General features: G+C 60.0%; 21 protein-coding genes. 17 read left to right on the top strand and 4 right to left on the bottom strand.

Features of this window, described 5'->3' with window-relative positions:
- Positions 1-3 precede the first annotated feature (3 nt).
- The 16 genes from K4O48_RS17120 to K4O48_RS17195 all read left to right on the top strand — a co-directional run bounded on the left by K4O48_RS17120 (position 4) and on the right by K4O48_RS17195 (position 22,407).
- Complete coding sequence (locus K4O48_RS17120) at positions 4-2,079, top strand: type VI secretion system tip protein VgrG (protein WP_222909554.1); 2,076 nt, start codon at positions 4-6, stop codon at positions 2,077-2,079.
- Entirely contained in the window at positions 2,076-2,924 is an 849-nt protein-coding gene (locus K4O48_RS17125) for a DUF4123 domain-containing protein (RefSeq protein ID WP_222909555.1), read from the top strand. Before K4O48_RS17120 ends, K4O48_RS17125 begins: the two co-directional genes overlap by 4 nt.
- On the top strand, positions 2,909-3,670 hold the full coding sequence (locus K4O48_RS17130) for a hypothetical protein (protein WP_260523652.1): 762 nt from the start codon (positions 2,909-2,911) through the stop codon (positions 3,668-3,670). Before K4O48_RS17125 ends, K4O48_RS17130 begins: the two co-directional genes overlap by 16 nt.
- Positions 3,671-3,676: 6 nt before the next feature.
- A complete protein-coding gene (locus tag K4O48_RS17135) occupies positions 3,677-5,815 on the top strand; it encodes a lipase family protein (protein WP_260523653.1) in 2,139 nt (712 codons plus the stop codon).
- Positions 5,816-6,008: 193 nt separating this feature from the next.
- Positions 6,009-6,143, top strand: coding sequence for a type VI secretion protein (locus K4O48_RS17140; RefSeq protein WP_222909556.1), 135 nt, complete (start codon positions 6,009-6,011; stop codon positions 6,141-6,143).
- A gap of 20 nt (positions 6,144-6,163) precedes the next feature.
- Positions 6,164-7,357, top strand: a complete 1,194-nt coding sequence (tagH, locus tag K4O48_RS17145) for a type VI secretion system-associated FHA domain protein TagH (RefSeq protein WP_222909557.1) — start codon at positions 6,164-6,166, stop codon at positions 7,355-7,357.
- Between the two features lie 5 nt (positions 7,358-7,362).
- Complete coding sequence (gene tssJ / locus K4O48_RS17150) at positions 7,363-7,842, top strand: type VI secretion system lipoprotein TssJ (RefSeq protein WP_222909558.1); 480 nt, start codon at positions 7,363-7,365, stop codon at positions 7,840-7,842.
- A gap of 3 nt (positions 7,843-7,845) precedes the next feature.
- Positions 7,846-9,177 carry a type VI secretion system baseplate subunit TssK gene (gene tssK, locus K4O48_RS17155; RefSeq protein ID WP_222909559.1) on the top strand — a complete coding sequence of 444 codons (1,332 nt, stop codon included), beginning with the start codon at positions 7,846-7,848 and terminating at the stop codon, positions 9,175-9,177.
- A 5-nt stretch (positions 9,178-9,182) separates the two neighbouring features.
- Positions 9,183-10,055 carry a type IVB secretion system protein IcmH/DotU gene (icmH, locus tag K4O48_RS17160; protein ID WP_222909560.1) on the top strand — a complete coding sequence of 291 codons (873 nt, stop codon included), beginning with the start codon at positions 9,183-9,185 and terminating at the stop codon, positions 10,053-10,055.
- Positions 10,056-10,070: 15 nt separating this feature from the next.
- On the top strand, positions 10,071-13,610 hold the full coding sequence (gene tssM / locus K4O48_RS17165; protein WP_222909561.1) for a type VI secretion system membrane subunit TssM: 3,540 nt from the start codon (positions 10,071-10,073) through the stop codon (positions 13,608-13,610).
- Entirely contained in the window at positions 13,610-14,347 is a 738-nt protein-coding gene (locus K4O48_RS17170; RefSeq protein WP_222909562.1) for a PP2C family serine/threonine-protein phosphatase, read from the top strand. Before tssM ends, K4O48_RS17170 begins: the two co-directional genes overlap by 1 nt.
- Positions 14,344-15,336: a serine/threonine-protein kinase gene (locus K4O48_RS17175; RefSeq protein WP_222909563.1), complete on the top strand. Its 993-nt coding sequence runs from the start codon at positions 14,344-14,346 to the stop codon at positions 15,334-15,336. Before K4O48_RS17170 ends, K4O48_RS17175 begins: the two co-directional genes overlap by 4 nt.
- 20 nt (positions 15,337-15,356) lie before the next feature.
- Positions 15,357-17,420 (top strand): type VI secretion system tip protein VgrG, encoded by a 2,064-nt coding sequence (gene tssI / locus K4O48_RS17180; RefSeq protein ID WP_222909564.1) that lies wholly within the window; start codon positions 15,357-15,359, stop codon positions 17,418-17,420.
- 57 nt (positions 17,421-17,477) lie between these two features.
- Positions 17,478-19,868: a hypothetical protein gene (locus K4O48_RS17185; RefSeq protein WP_222909565.1), complete on the top strand. Its 2,391-nt coding sequence runs from the start codon at positions 17,478-17,480 to the stop codon at positions 19,866-19,868.
- Positions 19,865-20,662 (top strand): hypothetical protein, encoded by a 798-nt coding sequence (locus K4O48_RS17190; RefSeq protein ID WP_222909566.1) that lies wholly within the window; start codon positions 19,865-19,867, stop codon positions 20,660-20,662. Before K4O48_RS17185 ends, K4O48_RS17190 begins: the two co-directional genes overlap by 4 nt.
- A gap of 557 nt (positions 20,663-21,219) precedes the next feature.
- Positions 21,220-22,407, top strand: coding sequence for a sensor histidine kinase (locus K4O48_RS17195; protein ID WP_222909567.1), 1,188 nt, complete (start codon positions 21,220-21,222; stop codon positions 22,405-22,407).
- Here K4O48_RS17195 and K4O48_RS17200 read toward each other — a convergent pair.
- Together K4O48_RS17200 and K4O48_RS17205 are read right to left on the bottom strand one after the other, a co-directional pair.
- On the bottom strand, positions 22,404-22,853 hold the full coding sequence (locus K4O48_RS17200) for a hemerythrin domain-containing protein (RefSeq protein ID WP_222909568.1): 450 nt from the start codon (positions 22,851-22,853) through the stop codon (positions 22,404-22,406). The two genes, K4O48_RS17195 and K4O48_RS17200, sit on opposite strands and share 4 nt — an antisense overlap.
- A 99-nt stretch (positions 22,854-22,952) precedes the next feature.
- The gene (locus tag K4O48_RS17205) at positions 22,953-23,219 is read right to left on the bottom strand and encodes a DksA/TraR family C4-type zinc finger protein (RefSeq protein ID WP_222909569.1); all 267 of its coding nucleotides are present in this window, start codon (positions 23,217-23,219) and stop codon (positions 22,953-22,955) included.
- 296 nt (positions 23,220-23,515) lie between these two features.
- Between K4O48_RS17205 and K4O48_RS17210 the strand changes: the two genes are divergently transcribed.
- Positions 23,516-24,238: a TorF family putative porin gene (locus K4O48_RS17210; protein WP_222909570.1), complete on the top strand. Its 723-nt coding sequence runs from the start codon at positions 23,516-23,518 to the stop codon at positions 24,236-24,238.
- A gap of 8 nt (positions 24,239-24,246) precedes the next feature.
- On the opposite strand, the gene K4O48_RS17215 is transcribed toward K4O48_RS17210, so the two are convergent.
- Both K4O48_RS17215 and K4O48_RS17220 read right to left on the bottom strand, forming a co-directional pair.
- A complete protein-coding gene (locus tag K4O48_RS17215; protein ID WP_222909571.1) occupies positions 24,247-25,404 on the bottom strand; it encodes an MFS transporter in 1,158 nt (385 codons plus the stop codon).
- A 44-nt stretch (positions 25,405-25,448) separates the two neighbouring features.
- A complete protein-coding gene (locus K4O48_RS17220) occupies positions 25,449-26,312 on the bottom strand; it encodes an oxaloacetate decarboxylase (RefSeq protein WP_222909572.1) in 864 nt (287 codons plus the stop codon).
- Between the last annotated feature and the right edge of the window lie 12 nt (positions 26,313-26,324).

Raw genomic sequence — 26,324 nt, forward strand, 5'->3', positions numbered from 1 at the left:
ACCATGTTCAACCCGGCCAACGACACCCACTTCAGCCTAAGCATCGAGGGCGTCGAGCACGATCTACAGGTGCTCGAATTTAAGGGCCGCGAGGCACTGTCGCAGCCCTTTGCCTTCGAACTCGAACTGGTCAGCGAGCGACCGGATCTGGACCTGGAAAGCCTGATGCATCAGCCGGCCTTCTTGGCGCTCTCGCCCGCCGGCAATGGCATCCATGGCTTGATCTACCGCGTCGCCCAAGGCGACTCCGGCAAACGGCTGACGCACTATCACATCACCCTGCGCCCACAGCTGGCTTATCTGGCCCACCGCACCAACCAGCGTATCTTCCAGCACCTGACAGTTGAGAAGATCATCAGCCAGGTGCTCGAAGAGCATGGCATCCAGGCTAACGCCTTGCGCTTCGGGCTGAGCGCGGTCTACCCCGAGCGCGACTACTGCGTGCAGTACGATGAGAGCGACCTGCACTTCATCCAGCGCCTGTGCGAGGAAGAGGGCATTCACTACCACTTCCAGCACAGCGCCGCCGGCCATGTGCTGGTGTTCGGTGATGACCAGACGGGCTTCCCCAAGCTTGCGCCAGTGGCTTATCAGCAGGACTCTGGCCTCGTCGCCGACCAGCCGGTGGTCAAGCGCTTCGGCCTACGAGTCGAGACCCGCACCAGCCGCGTCACCCGGCGCGATTATGACTTTGAAAACCCCCGCCTGACGATGGAAGGTGCCTTCCAGAGCGAGTTTCAGCCGGAGCTTGAAGACTATGACTACCCCGGCCGCTTCACCGAGCGCACCCGCGGCAAGCACCTGTCCCAACGTGCCCTCGAACGCCACCGCAGAGACTACGAGCTGGCCGAGGGCGAGAGCGACCAGCCGCAACTGGTCACCGGCCATTTTCTCGCGCTGATCGAACACTCGCGCGGTGACTGGAACCAGCTCTGGCTGCTCAACGAGATCCTCCACGAAGGCAAGCAGCCGCAGGTGCTGGAAGAGTCGGCGACAAGCGATAGCCTCGCCCGTGACGGTTTCACCCAGGGCTACCGCAACCACTTCACCGCTACGCCCTGGGACATCCCCTTCCGCCCGGCCCTTAAGCACCCCAAGCCCAAAGTGCTCGGCAGTCAGACCGCAGTGGTCACAGGCCCCGCCGGTGAAGAAATTCACTGCGACGAGTACGGCCGCGTGAAGGCTCAATTCCACTGGGACCGCGAAGGCCAGGCCGACGATAAGACCAGCTGCTGGCTGCGGGTCAGCTCAAGCTGGGCCGGCGACCGCTACGGCGGCATCGCCATCCCCCGCGTTGGGATGGAAGTGCTGGTGACCTTCCTCGAAGGCGACCCAGACCAGCCTCTACTCACTGGCTGCCTGTACCACAAGGAACATGTCGTCCCCTACGACCTGCCGGCCAACAAGACCCGCAGCGTCTTCAAGACGCTCAGCTCGCCCGGCGGTGGCGGCTACAACGAACTGCGCATCGAAGACCGCAAAGGCGCCGAGCAGATCTACATCCACGCCCAGCGCAACTGGGACGAAAACATCGAGCACGATCAGAGGATCCGCGTCGGCCACGAACGCCACGACACCGTCGAGGCCAACAGCTACAGCGACTTCAAGGCCGAAGAACACCGCACCACCCACGCCGACCGCAAAACCGAAATCCGCGCCCACGACCACCTCACCGTGGGCGACACCCAACACGTGAAGATCGGCAGCGGACAATTCGTAGAGGCCGGCAACGAGATTCACTATTATGCCGGCAGCAAAGTCGTCATCGACGCCGGCATGGAGCTCACTGCCTCAGGCGGCGGCAGCTTCCTCAAACTCGACCCCAGTGGCGTGACCTTGAGCGGCGCGACTATCAAGATGAATTCCGGTGGAGCATCGGGCAAGGGTTCAGGGCTGAGCATTCTGGCACCGGTGATGCCTTGGGCAGCGGATCAGGACAAGGCCGGTACAAAGCCGAAACTGGCGTTGGCTAATACCCAGCTGCAGATAGCCCGCAAGGCCAGGCAGATCGGCGCAAGTCGCTGCCCGATCTGCGAAGCGTGCAGGGACGGATTGTGCCAAGTGGAAGCATCTCGATGATAGATACAGTCCAAGATTGGTTCGATGAGCAACAGGCTGAGCAGCGGCAGCTGCTGCTCATTCTCGACAGCTTGGCAAAGCCCAATCCCGTCCAAGGGCTGTTTGCATCTGACCTGATGCAGCAATACGTCAATCTTTATCAGGACTCCGCGGTCACGGAGATGGCGGAAGTCGGGCCCTGGCTGGTGCTGTTAAGCGATTCGAATCCAGAGCAGATACGGTCGCTACTCGACTCACCCGCGCAAAACTGGGGTTGGCTTGCAAGCGCGGAGCAGCTCGACCTGACCCTCTTAAGCCAGCACTGGCGCGAGCGGATGTTGATCGAGGAACAGGGGCAGCGCTCGCTTTACCGCTTTCAGGACAACCGCGTCATTGCTCACCATCTTCGCGAGATAGAGGAAATTCAACGGCCACTTTTGCTCGGTCCTCTAAGCAGCGCGCTGTGCTGGGATGGTCAATGCTGGCAGTGCTTCGATAATCCGCGGCCCGGCCAGAGCCCCGCACCGTTCGAGACGCCATGGCTGGCGATAGCCGAACCGGAAACGGTGCAGCACCATATCAGCCGACACAATCTTGAGCTTTGGCTGTGGCAGAACCATTCAAAGGCCACCGCGGATCTCGCCGAAACTCGTCTGCTAACGGACTGGCTGGATCAGCAACTCGATAAAGCCCGACGCTGGAATTGGCTTGCTGAACAACAGCTGCATTTCTTGCTGCTCCACCAACTGGACCCTGCGCTTGCTGAGCACTCGGCTTGGACGCCCGCCGAGCATGAAACAACAGAAGCCCATTTCGCCCGGGTCAGCACGGTGCTTTCGAGTCCCAATGCATGGAAACCTTTCTGATGAATCCGACTAAGAATTCCTGTACCGGCGCCTTGCAGTGGTGGCCGGCGCTGCTAGCCCTTTCCCTTAATGCTTGCAGTACGGTGGGCCCGCTAGGGGCTGAGTCCTTCACGCTAGAAGGTGAGCTGCCCGCCGACTTCGCCCTCAAAGCACAGGCTCACTACGGCGCGGCGGGAAGCTGCGACGGCCGGAGCCAGACGAAGACATTCAAAGCAGATTTTGACAGTCACCCTCATGAATACCGATTACGTATTCCAGTGAACTACCGCGACGGCACGTGCGACCTGCCGCTGGCCCGGGTCGGGCTGTTCATTAATGCCCGTTACGGCGACAAGGACTGGCAACAAACTTATGACAACGGTGGGTTGACCATAGTCGACCAACTACCCGAGGGTGCTCCAGCATTTCAACCAGACGGGACGCTATCCAAGACAGCGCAATGCTCATGGTTATTTCAGATCAGCAAGCTCGAACTAGAACTATCGAAGCAACTGAGCTGCAAAAGCGCAGGGCTTTATTTATCCCGTGACCAACTGCCGAACAAGACGGTAACCCTGACATTCAAACTAAACGATGAAGACCGTCCATACCTCAGTGGTTACTGGCTGGATACCGATACCGGCTGGAAACCGTGCACAGGCCGCTGGGGAACGAGGTTCGAGGAACTCTGCACGGACCCACCGCAATACCGCACCTTCCAGATGGATGGCCGGCAATGCACGGTCTACCCCAACTGCACAGAGTGATCATGGATGAACGACTCAGTGTCTAACGTAACGATGCGATGCCCTCTCAGCCGCGATTGGATCAGCTTCCGTTTAGTAGATGAGCATGGCGATGGAAAACCCTATGCTGGCCTCTCGTACCAATTGCAGGACAATCAAGGCCAACAGTATTTCGATGTGCTGGACAGTGACGGTTATACGAGAACAGACAACATTCATTGCGGCCCGGTTGTTCTGTCAATTTTGGATAGCTATTCCGGCGGCGATCCCTGGTATGCAGCCATTTCTCGCCGAGAAAGTTTTTGTATAGCCCTTACGGCGTTGCAAGTCGCTGCCGAGCAATCACCGGCAGGGCCTCGGGGTGCTGACGGAAATACCTATCTGGCGGAAGCACGGGCAATAAGAGAGCAGGCTCGCTTCCTTCGAGCAGAAGTCAGTGACTTCGCTGAGGTCTCCTGTCACCTTCCAGAACCCGACAATACCTGGGGGCCCAGATCTAAAGCAGAACTAAAGCGAAACTCAGGTTTGGCACACGATCAGCAAGGCATTGCGCTCAGTCCAAACCAACACCATGTGATCGAAATCAAAGCGCTCCGCGCCTATAGCCCATTACTTTCCCGCGATACTGACTTCTGTGCACTGAACGCTTACCACCTCGCACTGATGAGCACATTCGTTTACGCCCCTTTTCATACCAACAAGAAGCCTTACGTTTCTTCACCTCCTCCCTACGACTCGATAGGGAGCATCGGCCATGTACTGCAGAATCAGTTGGGACGCCGAGTCAAGCCAACGCAGTTCGATGGTGCGGGCCCCTATCATTTACTTTGTGAGGAAGTTGCTTATTCGAAGCGCCTCGAGATTGTGCCCTACGATCCAGATCGCTACGGAAAAGAAGCGCGGGATGAATGGCACAACCCAGAAGACGTGCATTTTCTATACAGCACGGGCGCGAATACCCAAGCTTTCATTACGCATAACGACAAAGTAGTACTGATCTCGGTGCGCGGCACTCAGGAAATGCTGGCAGATGCCAGCCGCGACGCTGATGCTCGCCAGGTGCCATTTGAGGATGGCGAAGGCGAGGCACATCGCGGGTTCTATGGTGGCTACAAAGCAGCGAAACCCTTCGTTGAGCGCTACCTTAATGCCTTCTACACAGGCGAGCAAACGTTGGTGATTTGTGGCCATAGCCTAGGGGGAGCAGTTGCCCTTCTGCTTGCGGAGTGGCTGCGTCGTAAGCCCACCAAACCAAAGGTCATCCTTTATACCTACGGCGCACCCCGCGCCGGCGACGCTGCTTTCGTTAAAGCCGCCCAGCCGCTTACCCACCACCGTATCGTTAACCATAACGATCCAGTTCCCGCCGTTCCGCTGCCCTGGATGGACGTGGAGTGGAAACTGGCTCTCCCCGGTACAGCTCTGCTTTTCAGCTCGCCAGTGACCGGCATCGCATTGTTGCTTGCAGGGCTCGTTAATCTTCAGGGCGACTCCTACGAGCACCACGGCGAGCAGTGGCATTTCATGCCTCGGAAACCCGGGGGCGGAAGCGAGGCAGCAGTTCTGTGGCAACCGGGCTGCGCGCTGATCGACGAGCAAACCTGCGCACGCTACGTTGGGGAAATCGGCTTGGATGGTGATATGCCGAATCGGCTTGCAGTAGCGGGTACTCACCATGCCAGCGATAGCGGCTATGCACGAGCAGCGCTCACTAATCTTCTGCGCTGGAACGCCAGCATCGAAGAGCGCAACGGAAAGCTATTCAGCGAGGCCGAAATACGTGACATCTACGCCCAGCTGCTAAGCACCGCCCAGTTACTGGAAAGCTGGCAAGCGCGCTCATTCAACGAGTTCCGCTGGGAAATCAGGCGCAGGGGTGAGATGCGTTTCTACGGCAAGAGCGATCTGGAACTACGTGCCATCTATGCCGATGCAATCGAACAAGGGGAACGCGTTCGAGCTGAACAGAGTCCGGCGCTAACTCGAACGCAGCAACGTTTGCTAGCGCAGGCGGAGCGCTTGGTGACGTTACGCAGCGTGTTCGGCGAACACGCAGAACGAGTCGATCTTGCGGAGTTGGTCGCGCAATGGCGCGCCATCAATGATAACCAGGTCGCAGAGCGGCTTGCTGCTGTGACCAGAGAAAGCGCCCGAGCCTTCGCCTAGCAGTTTCGTCAGGTCTGACGAGGGCGAAAGCATTTATAGCTGCAGCTCTCGTTTCAGCCCCAACCCCATCCTTTTTCGTGACCTTGTTCACCCACTCCAATAGCCAGCTGAACTTCAATACTCAGCCTGAGTCTCGCTTCGCCCTTCCGGCGGGCGGGACTGTCAGTCCACACGCTTTCAAGGAGGAAATCGCGTGCTAGCCCGCTATTGCGCCCTCGTTTTACTCGCCGCATCCCTCGCCCTTGCCGGCTGCTCCGGCAACTACAAATTTAACGACGATGACTATCGCCCGCTGGGCGATCCGCAGGCGTCTGCCCGCAGCAACTGATCCATCAGGAGAAAGGAACCATGGAATTGGTTTTCGATATGGTCAGTGCGCAGCAGTTCGTACCGGGCCTGATCAGCAGCAAAACCTTCAAGCAAGCCGGCGGCGTCATCGGCCGTGCAGAAGATTGCGACTGGGTCATTCCCGATCGCAAGCGTGTGTTATCCAGCCGCCACGCCGAAGTGAGCTACCGGGACGGGGCATTTTATCTCACTGACACCAGCAGCAACGGCATCCAGCTCAAAGACACCGGCGCCAGCCTGGACAAGGGCCAGCCTCAGCGGATTGAACACGGCAGCGTTTACTGCCTGGGCGACTTCGAAATCCGAGCGCGGCTTATCCAGGACCCTGCTTCCTTCGAGGGCGATATCGGACGTCCGCAGCCGGCCGGTAGCATTATTCCCGACGACGCCTTTCTTGATCTCGATCCGCTGACCGCTCTGGACCAACAGGAGCGCGTCTATGCAGAAGTCGACGACCTGACGGCCGTGCTTGCGCCGGCCCGGGCGCAGGCACAGCAGCGCGACTACGCGCAGATCGACGAGGAGAACCTGCAGATTCCTGAACTGGTAATGCCCACTGCGGCTGCGCAACCCAAAGCCGCCCTTGAACCCGAGCGGCTGCCTCCAAACTTCTGGGCGCGCTTCGGCGAGGCGCTCGGCGTCAGCCTGGACGACCTCGACGAAGAGGCTTGCCAAGCGCTGGCGCTCAAAGCCGCGAGCCTGCTCAAGCAGAGCGTTGGAGGCCTCCAACAGGCGCTGCGCACGCGTGGCGAGCTCAAGAACGAAATGCGCCTGTCGTTGACTACCGTGCAAAGCGCGGGCAACAACCCGCTCAAGCACAGCATCGACAGCGGCGAGGCGCTGACCCTGTTGCTACGCAGCGGCAAGGCCGGTCAACTCCCGTCTGAGCAAGCAGTAGGCCGGGCCTTCCGTGACCTGCAGGCGCACCAAGTGGCGATGCTGGCTGCCAGCCGCGCCGCCGTCAAAGGCATGCTCGACCAACTCTCGCCACATCAGCTGGCCCTGCGCTTCGAGCAGGACAACAAGCCGCTGATCGCTACCGCGGGGAGCCGCTGGCGGGCGTACAAGCGCCTGCATCTGGCCATGCAACGTGACGATGACTGGAGCGAGCGGCTGTTCGCCCGCGATTTCGCGCAGGCTTACGAGGAACAAGTACGCCTGATTGCCACGCTCAACACCGACCTTCAAGGATGACGTCCATGACTCGCTTTTTATCCGCAGCAGTGCTTGCGGCGTTAGCTGCGCTTGGCGGCTGCTCGGCGCTATCGCCCAACTCGGATCTGACCAAGTTGGACTTGTCACTGCAAGGCAGCGACCGGCTCAACCCCGACCTCAACGGCCGACCCTCACCCATCGTGATTCGCCTGATCGAACTCAAGCATCCGGTGGCGTTCGAGAACACCGACTTCTTCTCGCTCTACCAGCGGCCCAAGGAAGCGCTGTCGCCGGACCTGGTGATTCAGGAAGAACTAGAACTACGCCCCGGCGAGCAGCGCGATCTCAAACTCCATGTTCAGGACGGCAGCCGCTATGTCGGTGTGCTGGCGGCCTACCGCGATCTGCCCGAGTCCAACTGGCGTTTCGTCATTCCTCTGCAGCAAAAAGCACAGAACCGCATCGAGCTGAGCCTCGACGAGCGCGGTATCCAGAGCATCGACCCGCTCGCGAAGGGGAATTAATCGATGACCATGAACAAAGTGGTCTGGCAGGAAGGCATGCTGTTGCGTCCGCAGCACTTTCAGCAGAGTGACCGTTATTACGATGCCCAGCTCAAGCTGCGCACCCAGAAGCTGGGCCATTACGCCTGGGGCTTTTTCGAGCTGGATATCGACCGCCAATTCCTCAACATGGGCAAACTGGTGCTTAGCCAGGCCAGCGGCATTCTCCCCGATGGCAGCCTGTTCGAGATCGGTGCAGAACGAGAGCCGCTCGCTCTCGACGTCCCGCCTAACACCGGCAATACCCCCGTATATCTGGCGCTGCCGCTGGTGACAGGCAATCACATCGAGAGCCGTCGCCCAGAGCAGAAGGACGTACTGGCGCGATACACCGTGTTCGACGAAGAGGTCACTGACTCCAACGCCGGCGATAGCAGCAGCTGCCAGGTCAGCACCGGCCGCCCGGACTTTCGGCTGCTGCTGGGAGAGCAACAGAGCGATCAGGCGTACGTGAAACTCAAGCTCTGTGACATCCTCGACACCACGCCGGACGGGGTGATCAGCCTCGACCCCGAATACATCCCGACCTTCATCGACTTCCAAGCCTCCAGCTACCTGCTGTCCTGCCTGAAAGAAGTCATCAGCATGCTCGGTCATCGTGGCGACATCCTGGCCGAGCGTATCCGCGCTACCGGCAAGGTGGGCGGAGCTGAAGTCGGCGACTTCATGATGCTGCAGCTGATCAACCGTTACGAACCCGTGCTACGCCATTACATGGGTATCGACCGGATCCATCCTGAACACATCTACCGTGAGCTGCTGGGGTTGCTGGGCGAACTGGCGACGTTCTCCAGCGAGACCAAACGACCTCGCCTCGATGGTCGCTACCTGCACAACGACCAGGGCCTTTCGTTCCGCAAGCTGATGGATGCGATTCGCCAGGTGCTGTCGATGGTGCTCGAACAGCACGCCATCGAGCTGCTACTGCAGCAGCGTCAATACGGCATTCAGGTCTCGCCGCTGCACGACCACAAGCTGCTCGGCAGCGCCTCGTTCGTGCTCGCAGCCAGCGCCCAGTGCGACTCGGAAGAGCTGCGCACGCGCCTGCCGGCCCACCTCAAGGTCGGCCCGGTCGAGCGCATTCGCCAGCTGGTCAACCTGCACCTGCCGGGTATCAAGGTCAAACCGTTGCCGGTGGCACCGCGGCAGATTCCATTCCATTCCGGCAAGACCTACTTCGCGTTGGAACTCAGTTCTGAGGAACTGGCGCAACTGGAGCGCTCCGGCGGCTTCGCCTTCCATGTGTCCGGCGAATTCTCCGGGCTTGAGCTGAAATTCTGGGCGATCAGGAACTGACCGACATGATCAGAGAAATGGACTACGCACAGGACGACAAGACCGTCATCCTCAATCGCCACGGGGACGCCCCGGCGCAAAGCCCGCTGACCGATTTCAGCGCACCGCCCAAATTCGAGCAACTCGAAGAACGGATGATCTACGCGGCGCGCCTGCGCCCGGCCGAAACCTTCAACATCAGCCTCAACCCTTTGGTCGCAGCGGCCTCCTCGCTTCTTTCGGAAGTGGTGCGGCTCAAGCACAGCTACGAAGGGGAAGACTTGCACACCCTGAATCAGCGCTTATCCAGCGAACTCAAGCTGTTCGAGCACCGCGCCCTGCATGACGGCGCCGAAAGCAGCCAGGTAATGGCCGCCCGCTACGTGCTGTGCACAGCCATCGACGAGGCGGTCGTGACCACTCCGTGGGGCAACGAAAGTGAATGGTCGCAGATGAGCCTGTTGTCCTCCTTCCACAACGAGACCTTCGGCGGTGAGAAGTTCTTCCAGCTGCTCGAGCGCCTCTCGCGCAACCCGGTCAAGCACCTGCCGATGCTGGAGCTGATGTACCTGAGCCTGTCGCTCGGTTTTGAAGGCAAGTACCGGGTGATGCCACGCGGCATGCTCGAGCTCGAAGCAGTGCGCGACAGTCTCTACCGGCAGATCCGCCAGCTGCGTGGCGACGTACCGCGCGAGGTCTCGCCGCATTGGCAGGGCCTTCGCGACACACGTCGACGCCTGGTGCGCATCGTGCCCTGGTGGATGGTTGCGATGTTCACGCTGATTTGCCTGGGAATGCTGTACGCGGGCTTTGCCTGGGTACTGGGCGAGCAGCGTGACACCGTCCTGCAGCCTTACCAAACCGTCGATCCGACCGTTCAGGTCGAGCCTCAGCCGTAACAAGGACGTAATGCCATGAAGGTTTTTTTCGGCAAGCTTGCCGCGTTTTTCCGCAAGACCTGGGTATGGAGCCTATGCGTCCTGCTGGTACTAGCCCTACTGGTCTGGTTCGTCGGTCCGCTGCTCGCAGTGGACGACTACAAGTTCTGGGAGTCCTCGACCAGCCGCCTGCTAACCATTGCCGGGCTGTGCCTGGCCTGGGGTTTGTTCATGGTCTTCGCCAGCTGGCACAACACGCGCCAGAAGCAGGCAGAGGCCAGTGATGAAGAGGTACAGGAGCGGCTGCGTCGCGAGGGACTGGTCAACGAGGAGCAGAGCATCCTGCGTCAGCGCTACCGCGACGCCGTGCGGACCCTCAAGAGCTCGAGTCTGTACCGCGGGCGCAGCGAGAAATGGCGCAATGATTTGCCTTGGTATTTGCTGCTCGGCCCTCAGGGCAGCGGCAAGACTTCACTGCTGGACTTCTCGGGCCTAGATTTCCCGCTCAATCGGGGCGAAAACCAGCGCCTGACCAAGGACGTCTCGGGTACCCGTTACGCTGATTGGTACTTCGCCGACCATGCGGTGCTGATCGATACCGCGGGTCGCTACCTGACCCAGCCTGATTCGGCCGTCGACAGCAAGGCGTGGGACACCCTGCTCGGCCTGCTGCGCCGCCGCCGTGCGCGCCCGCTCAACGGCGTGCTGATCAACATTCCGGTCGAACAGCTGCTGCAATCGAGCGAACTGGAACTCGAAACCCTGGCGCGCCAAAGCCGCCAACGACTGCACGAGATTCATCAGCGCTTGGGCGCTGATGTGCCGGTGTACCTAGTACTGAGCAAAGCAGACAAGGTGCTGGGCTTCGACGAGTTCTTCGATCAGCTCTCGCGCGAAGAGAGTGATCAAGTGCTGGGCGCCAGCTTCCGCAAGGAACAGGACGGCACCGACGTTAATGTTGCCAGGAGCGAGTTCGAAGAACTGCTGCGCCGACTCAACAGTCAGGTCATCCTGCGCATGCATCAGGAGCGCGATACCCAGCGCCGCGGTCGCATCCTCGACTTCCCACACCAGCTTGGCCAGATCGGCGAGCGCCTTTGTCTGTTCGTGGAGCTGGCGTTCACCGGCAACCGCTACCAGCGTGCCAGCCAGCTGCGCGGCTTCTACCTGACCAGCGCGCCGCAACTGCAAGGTGGGCTGGACCCGCTCACCAGTGGCATCGGCCGCAATCTTGGTTTGTCGAGCAGCGCGCTGCCAACCTTCCGCAGCGGTCGGGCACGCTTCATCAATCACCTACTTAGCCGGGTGATTTTCCCCGAGGCGGACCTGGCCGGCCTGGACCAGAAGGAAGTGCGCCGCATCGACTGGGGTCAACGCGCCCTGTATGCCGCAAGCTTCGCCTGCCTGGCGCTGTTTGGTGCGCTCTGGGCCAGCGGATTCTCCGGCAACCACGAGCGCCTGGAACAGCTGCGCAATCTGGCTGACCAGATCGGCCGCGAGCACCAGGGTATCAGTGCTCAGGATGACGCGCTGCGCACGCTCAAGGCGTTGGACACCAGCTATGCCGCCACACAGGTGTTCCCCGACAAAGCCGAGGTCTCCTACCTGCAACGAGGCGGCCTCTACCAGGGCGAGCAGGTCGATCCGACCTTGCATAACGCCTATCGCCGCGAACTGGAAAGCCTGCTGCTGACCCGCGTCGCCCGTCAGCTCGAAGCCCAGATCCGCGCCAATCTTGATGATCGCGAGCGCCTGCTCGGCAGCCTGCGCGCCTACCTCATGCTGAACCTTGAGCCGCGACGTGATAATGCCTTCCTCAAGGAATGGCTGGCAGCAGACTGGTCGCTGCGCTACGCGGGGAACGCGGTAGCGCAGAACGGGCTGTTGACGCATTTCGACCGGCTGCTCAATGAGGGCTTCGCTCCTTACCCGCTCAACGACCAGCTGGTCGCCGAGGCACGCCAAGTTCTGCGCAGCGAATCGTTGGCCAACGTCGTCTACCGCATGCTCCGCGACCAGGCCCGAAGCCTGCCGGATTACCGTTTCAGCCAACGTCTCGGTCCTCAGGGCGCACTGTTCAACGGCAGTGACTATGCCATTCCAGGCTTCTACACCCAGAGCGGCTATCAGAAGTTCTACGTGGCGCAGGGCAGCGATCTCGTGCGCGAGATCCTTCGCGATAACTGGGTGCTCGGCGAGGGCGACAGCCTGAGCCTGAAGGATCTGGGTCGGCTGATGGTCGAAATGGAGCAGCTCTATTTCCGCGACTACGCCAACTTCTGGAGCGAAGCGGTCGCTCAGCTGACGCTGGAACCGATCGAAGGTGCAGGCCAGGGCTCGGTATTACTAAGCGGGTTGTCCGCAGCTAACTCACCGCTGTTGCAGTTGCTGGTCGAAATCCGCGATAACACCCGCTTTGCCGGCGCCGCGGACGCCGCTGGTGATACCGCACAGGCGGCTGACGCGCTCGAAGGCGCCAACGGCAAGTTGGGCAAAGCCGCCAAGCTGGCATCGGCCGCTGCCGAGCAGGCTCAGGCCGCACTGGCCAAGAATCTGCCAGATACCGCGCGCAAAACGTTGGAGCGCCGCTTCGAGCCTTTGCATCGTTTGCTCGACGACAATGCTGGCGCCAGCGCCGAGTTGGTCCCAACACTCCAAGCACTCGATGCACTGCAACTGCAACTGGCGGGCCTGGCCCACGCCAGCGCGCCGGATCAGGCCGCTTTCGAGCTGGCAAAGGCGCGCATGGGCGGGCAGCGAGATGCGATCAACCAGCTTCGCGCCAGCGCAGCGCGCCTGCCGCAACCCATCGGCAACTGGCTCGGTCTGCTCGCTGAAGACAGCTGGAGCCTGGTGCTTAACAACGCTTATCACTACCTGAATCAGCGCTACCAGAGCGAGCTCTACACCTTCTACAAGGGCTCGCTGCGCCAGCGCTACCCATTCAGCGCCCACAGCGAAAGTGACGTCGCGATCGCCGACTTCCGTGAGTTCTTCAAGACGCAGGGCGTGGCGGACGGCTTTTTCGACCGCTACCTCAAGCCATTCGTCAGTGGCAGCGCCGGCCAGTATCAACTGCGCCGCGTCGATGGCCGTGGCTTGCCGCTGTCGCGCGAATTCCTGGCGCAGATGAGCAACGCCCAGACCATCCGCCGCAGCTTTTTCGCGGAGAACCCGAACGAACCGCAGGTGCGCTTCAAGCTCGAGCCCTATTCGTTGGATTCGAGCCTGGGCCGTGCCGACTTCCGCTTCGGTAGCCAGCAGATGGAATACCGCCACGGCCCTATCGTGCAGACCGCGTTCAGCTGGCCGGCTGACGCCGACGAAGGCCGCACCAGCCTGGTGGTCGAAGAGCTGGGCGGGCGGCGCGTCGGCATCGAGAAAAACACCGGCCCCTGGTCGCTGTTCCGTCTGTTGGATCTGATGCAGGTCGACTACCACAGCGGTCGTGACGTACTGATGCTCAAGGCAAACCTCGGTGGTCGCCACGCTAACTACCTGCTGCACAGCCAGCGCTCGCCGAACCCGTTCGACATCGCCTTACTGCGGGATTTCAAGCTACCGGCGACCCTGTGATGACCGGTAATACTACCCTCGCTTATAGCTGGCGCAGCGCGGCGCGGACTGACACAGGCAAGGTCCGCGCCCGGAACGAGGACGCCTTTCTCGACTGCCCCGAGCAAGGCCTCTGGGTGGTCGCCGACGGCATGGGCGGCCACCATAATGGCGCCCTGGCCAGCCGCCTGATCGTCGAACAGCTGGCCGAGCTGCCGGAAGGCAGCCTGGCCGAGCGCCTGGTCAATATGCGTCGTTGCCTGCATGACCTTAACCGCAGGCTCGGTCAGGAGCTGACCGTGACCGCCGACCGTCCCGATCCTGTGATCGGCAGCACTGTGGTCGCCCTGCTGATGGAAGGCGATCGTGCCGCCTGCGTCTGGGCCGGCGACAGCCGCTGCTACCTCTGGCGCGGTAGTCGTCTCTACCAGCTTTCCCGCGATCATTCGCTGCTACAGCAACTGATCGACGAACAGAACCTGAACCCTGCCGAGGCTGCGCGTCATCCTGCCGCGCATGCACTAACACGTGCCATCGGCGCTAGCGAGCAGTTGGTGCTGGATATCCTGGAATTCGATGTCTACCCCGGTGACACCTTGCTGCTGTGCAGCGACGGCATCTACCAGAGCCTATCGCCAGACAGCCTGGGTGCTGCGCTCAACTCATCTTCGACAGGCCTGGCGCTGCAACGGCTGTTCGAAGAAGCCTTGGACGGCCCTTGCCGGGACAACCTCAGCGCGGTGGTGATACGCCGATGAACGAGCCCCTGCGCGCCGAACCGGATTCGGACCTGACCTACTTCGCGTTTGCGGCGGCGGCCAGCGCCCCGGCAACCCAGGGCCCTCGGCCCAACCCCGACGTGCCAGGCGTGCTACCGGACGTGCTGGCTGGCCGCTACCTGATCGAGCGCCTGCTCGGCGTCGGCGGCATGGGCGCGGTCTATCGGGCGCGCGACCTGCTACGCGAGCAGTTCGGTGATCCTGAGCCATATGTCGCGCTCAAGACACTGAGCGATGATTTCGCGCAATACCCGGACGCCCATGCGCTGCTCTACAGCGAGTTCGCGCTGACCGCCCGCTTGAGCCATCGCCATGTCGTGCGCGTGTTCGGGTTCGATGTGGATACTCAGAGCCAGCGGGCCTTCATCACGCTGGAGCTGCTCAAGGGCCCGACGCTCGATCAGCTTCTCAGCGAGCGACCCGAGGGTCTGGTTGCCAAGGCACTCAGTGAAATCGCCGTGCCGTTGCTCAAGGCGCTGGCGTACTCACATAGCCGAGGCGTCATCCACGGCGATCTCAAGCCGAGCAACGTGATACTAGCCGAGGACGGGCTACGCCTCTTCGACTACGGCCTCGGTCAGCCTATCGAGGGGGTTCTCGGAACGCTGCCGCTGCTGTCACGCCACCGTTTCAAGGCGTGGACCACACGCTACGCCGCACCGGAACTGCTGGACGGCGCCGAGCCCACCGCGGCCAGCGATGTCTACGCGCTTGCCTGCCTGCTGTTCGAGCTCGCGAGCGGCCAGCACCCGTTCCGTCGATTGAGTGCCAAGCAGGCAAAGGCAATGTGCCTGGACAAAGAGCTGCGGTGCCCAGCGAGCTTTCCGGCCCACGGCTGGCCAGCGCTACGCTCGGCTCTGGCGTTCGACAGTGACGCCCGCACAACCAGCGTCGCCGACCTGCTGGACATTTTTTGCCATCCCGCACCCAGCCGTCTGCAGCGCTGGTTCGGGCGCACCCATGGATGACCTGAGAACAAGGAAGCGCCATGTTCAACGCGGCCAATGACACCCACTTCAGCCTCATTATCGATGGCATAGAGCATGACCTGCAGGTACTCGCCTTCAGCGGTCGTGAGGCCATCAGCCAGCCCTACCGCTTCGATCTTGAGCTGGTCAGCGAGCGCCCCGACCTGGAACTGCAAAGCTTGCTGCATCAGCGAGCCTTCCTTGCACTCTCGCCGGCGGGCAATGGTATTCATGGGTTGATCTACCGCGTCGCCCAAGGCGAGTCCGGCAAACGTCTGACACGCTACCAACTGGCCATCGTCCCGCAGCTTGCCTACCTGGCGCATCGCACCGATCAACGCATCTTCCAACATCTGACCGTCCCGCAGATCATTGCTCAGGTGCTCGACAGTCACGGCATCCAGGCGGACGCCTATCGTTTTCAGCTCGGTCCGGTGGTCTATCCGGAACGTGTCTATTGCACCCAGTACGACGAGACCGACCTGCACTTCATCCAACGACTGTGCGAAGAAGAAGGTATTCACTATCACTTCGAGCACAGCGAGCGCGGCCACGTGCTGGTGTTTGGCGACGACCAGACGAGCTTTCCCAGCCTTGGCCAGCCCATCGCCTACCTCCAGGACAGCGGCTTGGTCGCCGATGAGCCGGTGGTCAAACGCCTCGCCGTCCGCCTGGAAACCCGCACCAGTCGCGTCAGCCGGCGCGATTACGACTTCGAGCAGCCGCGGCTGGTCATGGGTGCCACCCACAAGGGCCAGCCAGCCAACAGCGAAACCCCGTCAGAGCCGGACCTGGAAGACTACGACTATCCTGGTCGTTTCACCGATCGCGCGCGCGGCAAGCACCTGTCCCAACGCGCCCTGGAGCGTCATCGATCGGACTATCGCCTGGCGGAAGGTAACAGCGACGAGCCCAGGTTGGTCAGCGGCCATTTGCTTGAGATATCCGACCACCCGCGTCGGGAGTGGAACGACCTCTGGCTGCTCACCGAGGTGCACCACGAGGGCAAGCAGCCTCAGGTCTTGGAAGAGTCGGTGACCAACCCGCCAGCACACAAGGAGCACGCTGCTGACGATTTCAGCCAGGGCTACCGCAACCGTTTTACCGCCACCCCGTGGGACGTTCCGTTCCGCCCGCCCCTGCTCCATCCGAAACCGCGCGTGCTGGGCAGCCAAACCGCGGTGGTCACCGGGCCCACTGGCGAAGAAATCCATTGTGATGAATACGGGCGCATCAAGGTCCAGTTTTTCTGGGATCGTGAAGGTCAGGCCGATGACAAGACCAGCTGCTGGCTGCGCGTGAGTTCAAGCTGGGCCGGCGATGGTTACGGCGGCATCGCCATCCCACGGATCGGCATGGAGGTGCTCGTGACCTTCCTCGAGGGCGACCCCGACCAGCCACTGGTGAGCGGTTGCCTCTACCACGCGGAACACCAAGTGCCCTATGACCTGCCTGCGGACATGACCCGTAGCGTGTTCAAGACACTGAGCACTCCGGGCGGTGGTGGCTATAACGAACTGCGCATCGAAGACCGCAAGGGCGCCGAACAGATCTATATCCACGCCCAGCGCGACTGGGACGAGAACATCGAGCACGACCAGAAGGTGCGCGTCGGCCACGAACGCCACGATACCGTCGAGGCCAATAGCTTCACCGAGTTCAAGGGCGAAGAACACCAGACCGTCGTAGGCCACCGCAAAGTGCAAGTCAAACCCGACGACCACCTCACCATCGGCCAGACCCAACACATCAAGCTCGGCACCGCCCAACTGACAAAGGCCGGCCGCGAGATCCACCTCAAGGCGGGCCAGAAGATGGTCATCGAAGCCGGCATCGAACTGACCCTCAACGCCGGTGGCAGCTTCATCAAGCTCGACCCGGGCGGCATCACCGTCAACGGCCCAATGATCAAGATCAACGCCGGAGGGGCGCCGGGTAAGGGCTCCGGAATCAAGATCAAACCGCCAGTGCTGCCGGGCGCGGCGGATAGCGACAGGGCGGGGAATTTGTTGGAGCAGGCGCAGCCAGGTGAGGCAAACAATTTGCCAACCAAACGTAAACGCTCGCTCAATTTCTCGGGCTAAGGAACGGACTGGGCAGGCCGCCAGGCATGCTCACAGGCAAGGAGCAGAGGTACGAACATGGCCGATAACAAACCGATCAATTGGAGCTATCCGTTCCCCAGCAGGGACACGAACAGTAGTCCATTACAGCTTCTTATCAACATGGCATCAGCCAAGGGGGGCCACTACCCGACCGGCGAGAACGGCTTATGGCATGGCGGCGTGCATTTCGATGAAGGCACGGCGACACTGTTCGATCAGACGAGCGTACGCTGCATGGCCGACGGCGAGGTGATCGCCTACCGCATCGACGACCGCTACCCTGTAAGCGAGTTCACCGATGAGATTCCACGGGTCAAGCGCGCCCCCTTTTCAACGGGGTTCGTGCTGGTCAAGCACAGTCTTCAGCCACCGCCGCTCAGGAACGCTGACGGCAGCATCGCCGAAGGTCAAACCCCTCCTGCCCTGACCCTCTATAGTCTGTATATGCACCTACTCGACTGGGCGGGCTATCAAACGCAACCGGACCTGCCGCGCCCCGCTTTCTGGGAGGCCAAGCGCTATACCGTCAATACGCAAAACCAGGGCCTCAGCGTCCGCGCACATCCGAGCAGGGGCGCCGCAAAGCTATCGGAGCTGCCAAAGGGCACCGAGATCACCATCGGCAGAGCGGAAGGCGATTTCAGCAAGCTGGTCAGCCTGATCAGCGGGACGGCACAACCCGCCCTGCCAGCTGACGATGAGGGGCAACTACCCGGCTATGTATCTACCGGCTTTCTCAAACCGCACAGCGAGCCAGCGGACTACGATAAGGTCGTCGTTCTCGACAGCGGGTTGCCGATCAAGGCGGGTGACCTGATTGGCCATCCGGGGCTGTACCAGAACCACGACAGCGCTGCCCAGCATATGGTCCATGTCGAACTCTTCAGCTGCGACGATGTGCCCACATTCATTGCACAGAGCCGCGCCTGGGCCAGCCGCCTGCCAGACGACCAGCAAACCCTGCTCAGGGTCTACAAGCGCGCAAGCAAGTTGATCGCCCATCGGGACGACATCAACACCGAGAACCCGCCCAGGCTCAGCGACCACGGCACTCAGATCGGTGTCGACCTGATGATTCCGCAAGCGCTGCTGGACGGACTACCGGCCTCGAGAAAAATCCAGGTTAAAACCGCTGCCGATAGCGGCACGTTCCACTGGTGGCGGCTGGACGGCCTGTTCGCCGACGCCAACGGCAACCCCATTGACGGCTGGCTCGCCGAACAGGAGCTGATCACTACCCGCCATAGCCCTTGGGAATGGGAAGGCTTCCAATGCGTCGAGGAAACCGGGACGGCTGTCGAGAAGCTTGCTTATAGTCTCGACGCCCGCCGCCTGCTGAGCACCGAAGAACAGCAAAACTACCGCGCCCAGATCAACAAGGCAGACGGAGGTCCCATCCTGACGCTGGCCCGGTTACATGACATCGTCGACACAAACAAGGACGGCACACTGAGCAGCCGGGAAATCCGAGCTGCACTGGCCAAACCTTGGCAGGCGCAGCTGCTCGGACAGTTGATCACCAGATATGAAAGTGAATGGTTCTGGGAAAAGAGTAAATGGGATGAGCTTGATCCTTTACTGGAGGAAGAGCCTGGAACGCCCAATCTGATTTGGAATGCTGAAAAGCAGCGTATTGAGAAACTTAGCTGGTGGAAAGCATTGGAGGACCAGCTCGGAGTTATTGTGAGTGGTAAGGCTTGGCATTTTCAGCCTATCGCCGCTGTGAGCACCTTTTTGCATGCGAGCCGATTGATAGATGTCGAACGGTTTCTCGACGCGTACATTAGCCAGCATGAGCACTTCGAGAAGAACACTCCGGCAATGTCAACATTATCGAAAGGCAATCTACGCACCATCGTAGAAGCCATCAATAGACATTACAAAAGCGACCTTGGAAAAGCTAACCTTTTCGAGCTTTCCTACATGTTCGCGACAGCTAGACATGAGGCCTATCATTTCCCCACTGGCGAGTTTTTTAGCTCAAAACCCGAAGTAGGGAACATTGCCTATTTCAATAAATATGACCCTGTACTAGCCATTACGCAAGAACATCGAGATCGAGCCATCGGGCATGGGAATACACAATCGGGCGATGGTTACAAGTACCGCGGGCGAGGCCTGGTCCACCTTACATGGAAGAACAACTACCGCAAGGCAAAAGAGCACTTCGGCGTAGATTTCGTAAACCAACCCGACAAGGCTGCGGAGCCAGAGTATTCCGTGCCGATTATGATCTGGGGCATGAAGGAAGGAGTTTTCACTGGCAGGAAGCTAAACCATTATATTAATGCTTCTGGCGTGAATTACGATGAAGCTCGGAGAACTATCAACGGAACTGATCAGCAGCAGCTCATTGCCAGCTATGCGAAGAAATTTGAGATCATTCTAAGAGAAACATCATCCGCCAAGGAAACCTTCGCCCCATGAGATACATACATTATTCCTTGCTGTTGATCTCGCTCACATTGAATACCACCATATATGCAGACTCTTATACAACCACAAGAGACAGCGATAATATCCCTGAGATTGTCTATGAAGCAGACATGGGCACCGGCGAGTTAAGGATCAGCAGGGGAAACGAAACTAAAATAGTTCCTAACATAGTTGGTTATACGGGACAAACTTCAAGAACATTAGTCACTTTCAATGGTGGCCCAGCGCTTATTTACGAAAATGCCGGCTCAAATACTCTTTTCGAGGTTTTTTATACCCTAACCTTCAAGGGCGAAGCCCCTCTTATTGACTGCCTATATGGGAATATTCGTAACGGGCGGAATGGCGTATCCATTCGAAAGGGTGTATGCAATCTGCAGGAACCGCTATCGAGCCAGTACCAAGACCTGATTTATACGTATTCGAACCAGTGGATCGAAGCAACCAACTCAGTATCTCTGCAGGCGGTGATGGCCGAGCCCTCTCAAGCGGTCGACGTACCCATCGATAGATTGGGCGGGATTGATTTAGCATTGCGCTACAGTTCGGCTGAGGAGCTGATGTCTGCCTCGCCTACAACCATAGCCAAGGTAGATGACCAGATATATGAAATCACCACCGGCAATGCTTATTTTATTTACGACGCCGACGGCACTACGCCGTTTGCGATGGACGTGGAAAGGGATCCTGCCACACGTACATTTAAGCGCATAACATCTAAAGATCTGTTGCGGGCCATCAAATCTTCTGGAGATGGGTTCCGAATTAGAGAAAACGTGAAATAGACACAGAGACAGTAGATTCGCCCGCCCGTCCGTTATGAACATTGAAGATGTCGACCCGCATTGAATCGAAGAGCGTCCGGCAGAGAGATGCCACGTTACTCAGATACTTCAGCCGCAATAGAAGCACGCAGTCAAGGGTCCATAGTGGTTTAACTTATTCAAAACCTTAAACCAACAAGCACATATAGCTAGTGAAGCACTCCCCATCTAAAGAAGAAATAGGCAGATTTACTATAATCGTCCCCCTGCCATGCTCACTTGCTTAGCGGACACGATCCGGCAAATCATCCATCCACCCTGCCCAGACCGATGCGATAGGATCGTCTGGTTTCCTTGATATTCTCCAAGCATCACTGGACGACTTAGCGGGGTTGCGGTGTTTTTGGTGAGAAGTTGATCGCCTCAGTTCATGCCACTGCTGCTGGCGAACAGAAACGCCCCCACATTTACACCGTTCAGCTTGGAAAAACCGAAACCGACCGGCGCTCTCCGGCCGGTTTCGCTCTGCGTGGTACAGTGCCTGCCCAAACGCCACCAACCCGCACGACGATTCCGCCATGACACGAACGGTGACCGAAGATATTTCGTCCATCAGCCGCATCAGCGCAGTACCCGCCATCTTGCAGATCATTTCCGAAACGACAGGGCTTCGCTTCGCCGCCGTTGCGCGCGTCACGCATGATTCCTGGACGGCCTGCGCGGTGCTGGACAAGATCAATTTCGGCCTCCAGGTCGGGGGCGAACTGGACGTGACAACCACGCTTTGTCACGAAATTCATGCGTCTCACGAGACCATAATCATCGGCAAGGTCAGCGAAGATGACCGGTACTGCAACCATCACACGCCCAAACTATATGGCTTTGAAAGTTATGTATCGGCGCCTGTATTTCGCACCGATGGCAGCTTCTTCGGCACCGTCTGCGCACTAGACCCGTTGCCAGCTACCTTTTCGGTGCCGTCGGTCCTGGCAATGATGGAGTCGTTCGCCAAGCTGCTGGCGGTTCAGCTGGAAGCCGAGGAGCAGCTCGAAGCAACCGAAGCGGCACTGCTTGATGCGCAGCAAACGGCCGAGCTGCGCGAGCAGTTCATTGCCCTGCTCGGCCACGATCTCCGCAACCCGCTGTCCTCGATCATGTCGGGCGCGCAACTGCTATTGCGGCGCTCGAACGAGCCATCCATGACCGGTATCGCCGAGCACATGCTCACAGCAACTCATCGCGCCTCACGGCTGGTGGATGACGTGCTGGATTTCGCCCGAGGCCGGCTCGGCAATGGCATTCCGCTCAACATCCGCGATTGCGACAACCTCGATAAGACCCTGGCGCACATTGTGTCGGAGATGCAAACCAGCCATCCGCAACGCACATTACATTGCCAGCTTGACTCGCTCGGCGCCGTCCGCTGCGATTCGGATCGCGTCGCTCAACTGCTGTCCAACCTGCTCGCCAACGCGCTAACCCACGGGGACCCGTACGGCCCTGTCTCGGTCAGCGCGCAAATTGAAGCCGACACGTTCAGCCTGGCGGTGAACAACCACGGCGAACCAATACCACCGGAACGGCTGGCTCAGTTGTTCCAGCCCTACTGGCGCGAACCCTCGAGCACCCAGTCCGGGCTCGGTCTGGGGCTGTATATCGCCAACGAAATTGCACGTTCGCACGGCGGGCGTATGCAGGCGACGTCCACAGCCGAAGGGGGCACCACGTTTACGTTCAGCATGCCCACCGGAGCGACCCGCGCTTAGGCGGCGTGCTCAGCCTTCATCAGCTCGTAGGCGCCCAGATACGCACCGGCCAGTTGGGATTTTTGCTGTTCGCTGAGCAGTTTGCCGGCCATTTGGAAGAACTTATGCTCTTCCTCCTGAAGATGGTGGTGCACCTTGTCCGAGAGCTTTCGCGCCTGCGCCAGCCAGCTGGGGCTGCTGGGATCGGTTTCTTCCAGGGCTTCGACCATTTCATCCATTTCATGGTGCTCGGCGATCGCATGCCGGGACAGGTCGACCCCGCTGTCGTCACGCATCAATGGGATGTAGAAATGGCGCTCCTCGGCGACGGAATGCACCCAGAGCTCATGCTTCAGCTTGGCAAATAGTGCCTTCCGCTCGGCGGAGTCGCCGCTGGTTTGCACCAGACGTTCAGACAGATCGCGCTGGATATCGTGACTCAGACGCAGGGCTTCGAAGATCAACATGGAGGCATTCCTCTTCCATGGAAAAGCTTAGGGGACGCGGCGTGGGACATGTACACGCTTCACGAGTGCGGCGCGACTCTAGTTTTTTCTACGACGCCATCAGCGCAGCTGGCTGTCCTTGCTGCCACGGCGGTTATACCCGCTGAACTTTGCCTCCTGCTTGTCGAGTTCGGTCTGGCATTTGATGCACAGCCTGACGCCAGGCACGGCCTTGCGGCGCGCGTCCGGAATCTTCGCATCGCACTCTTCGCAATGCGTAAGGCTTTCGCCTCGTCCAAGGCGGCTGCGTGCTCGCTGCACGGCATCCTCGATAGTGCTGTCGATCTGTTCCTGTACTGCGCCTTCGTTTGCCCAGCCGGTCGCCATCTCAACCTCCCGCCTGCCTGAAACAGTTAATGGTTCACTACCATGTTGAACCGCGTCGGCGACAGCCGTTCAACGCGCCGAGTCCAAGCACCATTTAAGGTCGCCAATGTTCTGCTGCCGTCCGTCGATGGCTTGGCGTCAAAACGACGAACGGAGACTGCTTGTGAAGCTCTTCGGCTAACCTTCCGGTCGATCAATCAGGCAAACAAGCGCCCGACTTGCGGTCGGCGCGACAAGACTTGCCCTTTGCGGTCGCCGTGGGCGGCTTGTATGTCAATCCAGCAATGAACCGGTGTATGAACAGGACACTCATCGCGGCGGCGCTGACCGCCTGCTTGAACGGATGCGCCAGCCAACCGGACGTGGTCGAGCGAGAAGTCGGCCAATTCGACCTGCGCCTTGGAACGGCTCCGACTCGCAGCATGGCGCAGGGCCTCGTTAGCCCGACAGCCGGCAGCACGTTTCGTGGCGGCCTGGACCTGACTCACAGCAGCGGCGTGTACGTCGGCCAGTGGGCACCGACCATGGGCATCATCGAAGGCAACCAGCTGGAGCTCGACACCTATGTCGGCTATGCGCAGCAACGTCTCGATGATGAACCAGGTTTCGAGCTGGGCGTGATCCGCTACAGCTTCCCGGAAATGGAAAACTGGGATCGCCACGAGTATTACGCGGGGCTCAATCTGGCTGGCAATCGCATCGGCGGCGCGCTGAGCCGGTCTCCGGGGCGGCTGGACAGCACGCTGCTTCTGGAGCTTGGATCCTTTCGTCCGTTCGATCTCGATGTGCGGTTCAAATACGCCAGCCACTCGATGGACACCCCGATGTTCCACGCCGGCGGCAGCGTGCAGGTCTTCAATGACTGGTCATTGAACCTGTCACGCCCGCTACTCGGCATGCACCTGGACCTGTCCTACACCGACTCAAACCTGAGCGGGCCCGAATGCGGCGTCTATTCCGGCCAGAACGCCCACTGCGAAAGCTATTTCATGTTCAAGGCCGAACGTGCTCTGTTCTAGCGCATCGGTCAGGCTTGGCTGAAGCGCATCCGCGCATACCCTACGGCGAGCAGGAACGCGGTGGCGGCGAATCCGTAGAGCACGCCAAGATTGCCGTCCTGATAGAGCCACGAGCCAAGCACCGGCCCGGTCGCCATACCCATGAAACGGAAGAAGTTGTAACAGCCCACCGCCGTGGCGCGATTGTGCGGGTACAGATCCATCAGCAAGCTGGTCTGCACCGGCAGCGACAGGCCAAGAAACAGGCCGAAGGCACTCGCCGCGATTACCAGCAGGGCCAGAGATGACTGCGCAACCCCGAGGAACAGCAGGACACTCAGCGCGTTCAGCCCGGCGGTCACAACGAGCGTAGGGCGTGGCTTCCAGCGCCCCAACAGACGGCCGCCGACAAAGCTGCCGATCACCACGGCAATCGACAACGGCAGGAACACCAGGCCTTTTTCGCTGGCGCTCAGACCGTAGGTCGTATCGAGCACACGTGGCATGAACACCAGATAGTTGTAGAACGCGTAGTACTGCACGAAGCTCAGCAACATGATCGCCAGGCCCTGGCGGTTGTGCACGACATCCAGATACTCCGCGGGATGGAACGCCTTGGGCGTGAGACCGGCGGGTCGGGTCTCCTCCAACCAGATGACATTGCTCAGCAGGGCCACGCCGCCCACCACAGCGAGCAGCAGAAACACGTAGTGAAAGTCCAGGTGCTCACCGATAAAGCCGCCTACCACCGGCCCCGCAACCGGTCCCAACGCCACCATCATCTGAAACGAGCCCATCGCGCGCCCACGCTCAGCACCTTCGAAACGGTCACCGATTACCGTAACCGCCACCACGGCGGCAGCCGCAATGCCCACCGCCTGCAACGCCCGAAACACCAGGAGCAATTCGATGTTTGTCGACAGAAAGCAACCGATGGATGCGCCGATGTAGCACGCCAGGCCAAGCAGCAGTGTGCGCCGGCGCCCGCTTCGATCCACCAGTGGGCCGTAGACGATCTGCATGAACGCCAACACAAAGGTGAAGATCGAAATACTGAGATTGATCAGCAGCGGCGTGGTCTGCAGCGCCTCACCCAGTTCCGGCAGGATCGGTGCATAGACCGTCTGCGTGAAGGGGCCGAGAAACGCGGCGAAGGCCACCATGAAGGTCAATAGACGTGGGCTCATCGGATCTCCAGGTGGCGAATGGCAGCGATTTTGGCAGGTGCCGCTTACTCCTTGACCTGCATATATTCCTCGGCCCAGACCATGTATTCGTCAGCGGTCGAGTATTTGACGGACAGCTGCGACGCGTTCAGGTCGGAGGCGTCAATCTGGCGCTGCTCGCGAAGGCAATCGTAGGTGGCTTTGATCGCCGCGAAATAGGCGGCATGGCCATTGACCACGATACGGACGCCAAGCTCGGCCAGCCGCGCATTGTCACGCAGCTGCGGATTACCGTAGGTCACCAGCATCAGCGGCACCTTGAGCTTTTCGGCGACCTGCTCAAGCTGCTCGAAGTCCTCGATACCCACCAGGCAGATCGCGTCGGCCCCTGCCGCCTCGTAGGCCTGCACGCGTGCAATCACTTCTTCCAGGCCGATCACGCCAGCATTGGTCCGGGCGATGATGGACAGTTCTGGATCGATGCGTGCCTCCAGCGCCGCACGGATCTTGCCGACCGCCTCGAACATGCCGATGAGGTCGGTGGACTTGCGGCCGAACTTGGCCGGCAGCAGCGTATCTTCAATGGTCAACGCGGCAATACCTGCGCGCTCCAGCTCGATCACGGTGCGCATGACGTTAAGCGCGTTGCCGTAACCGTGGTCCGCGTCGGCAATGATCGGCAGACGCGACACACGGCCAATACGAGTCGCCTGCTCGACGAACTCGCTCAACGTAATCAGTGCGAAGTCAGGCGCAGCCAAGACCTGCAGCGACGCGACCGAACCGCCGAGGATGCCCACTTCGAATTCAAGGTCCGCCGCAATACGCGCAGACATCGGATCGAATACCGAGGCGGTGTGATAGCAGCGATCGGACGCCAGCAGTCGGCGGAAGTCGTTGCGCAGGGTGTGATGAGAGAGTCGTTGCATGTCTGTTCCTGA

This window comes from Pseudomonas sp. DNDY-54 (assembly GCF_019880365.1).
Lineage (GTDB): Bacteria > Pseudomonadota > Gammaproteobacteria > Pseudomonadales > Pseudomonadaceae > Stutzerimonas > Stutzerimonas stutzeri_P.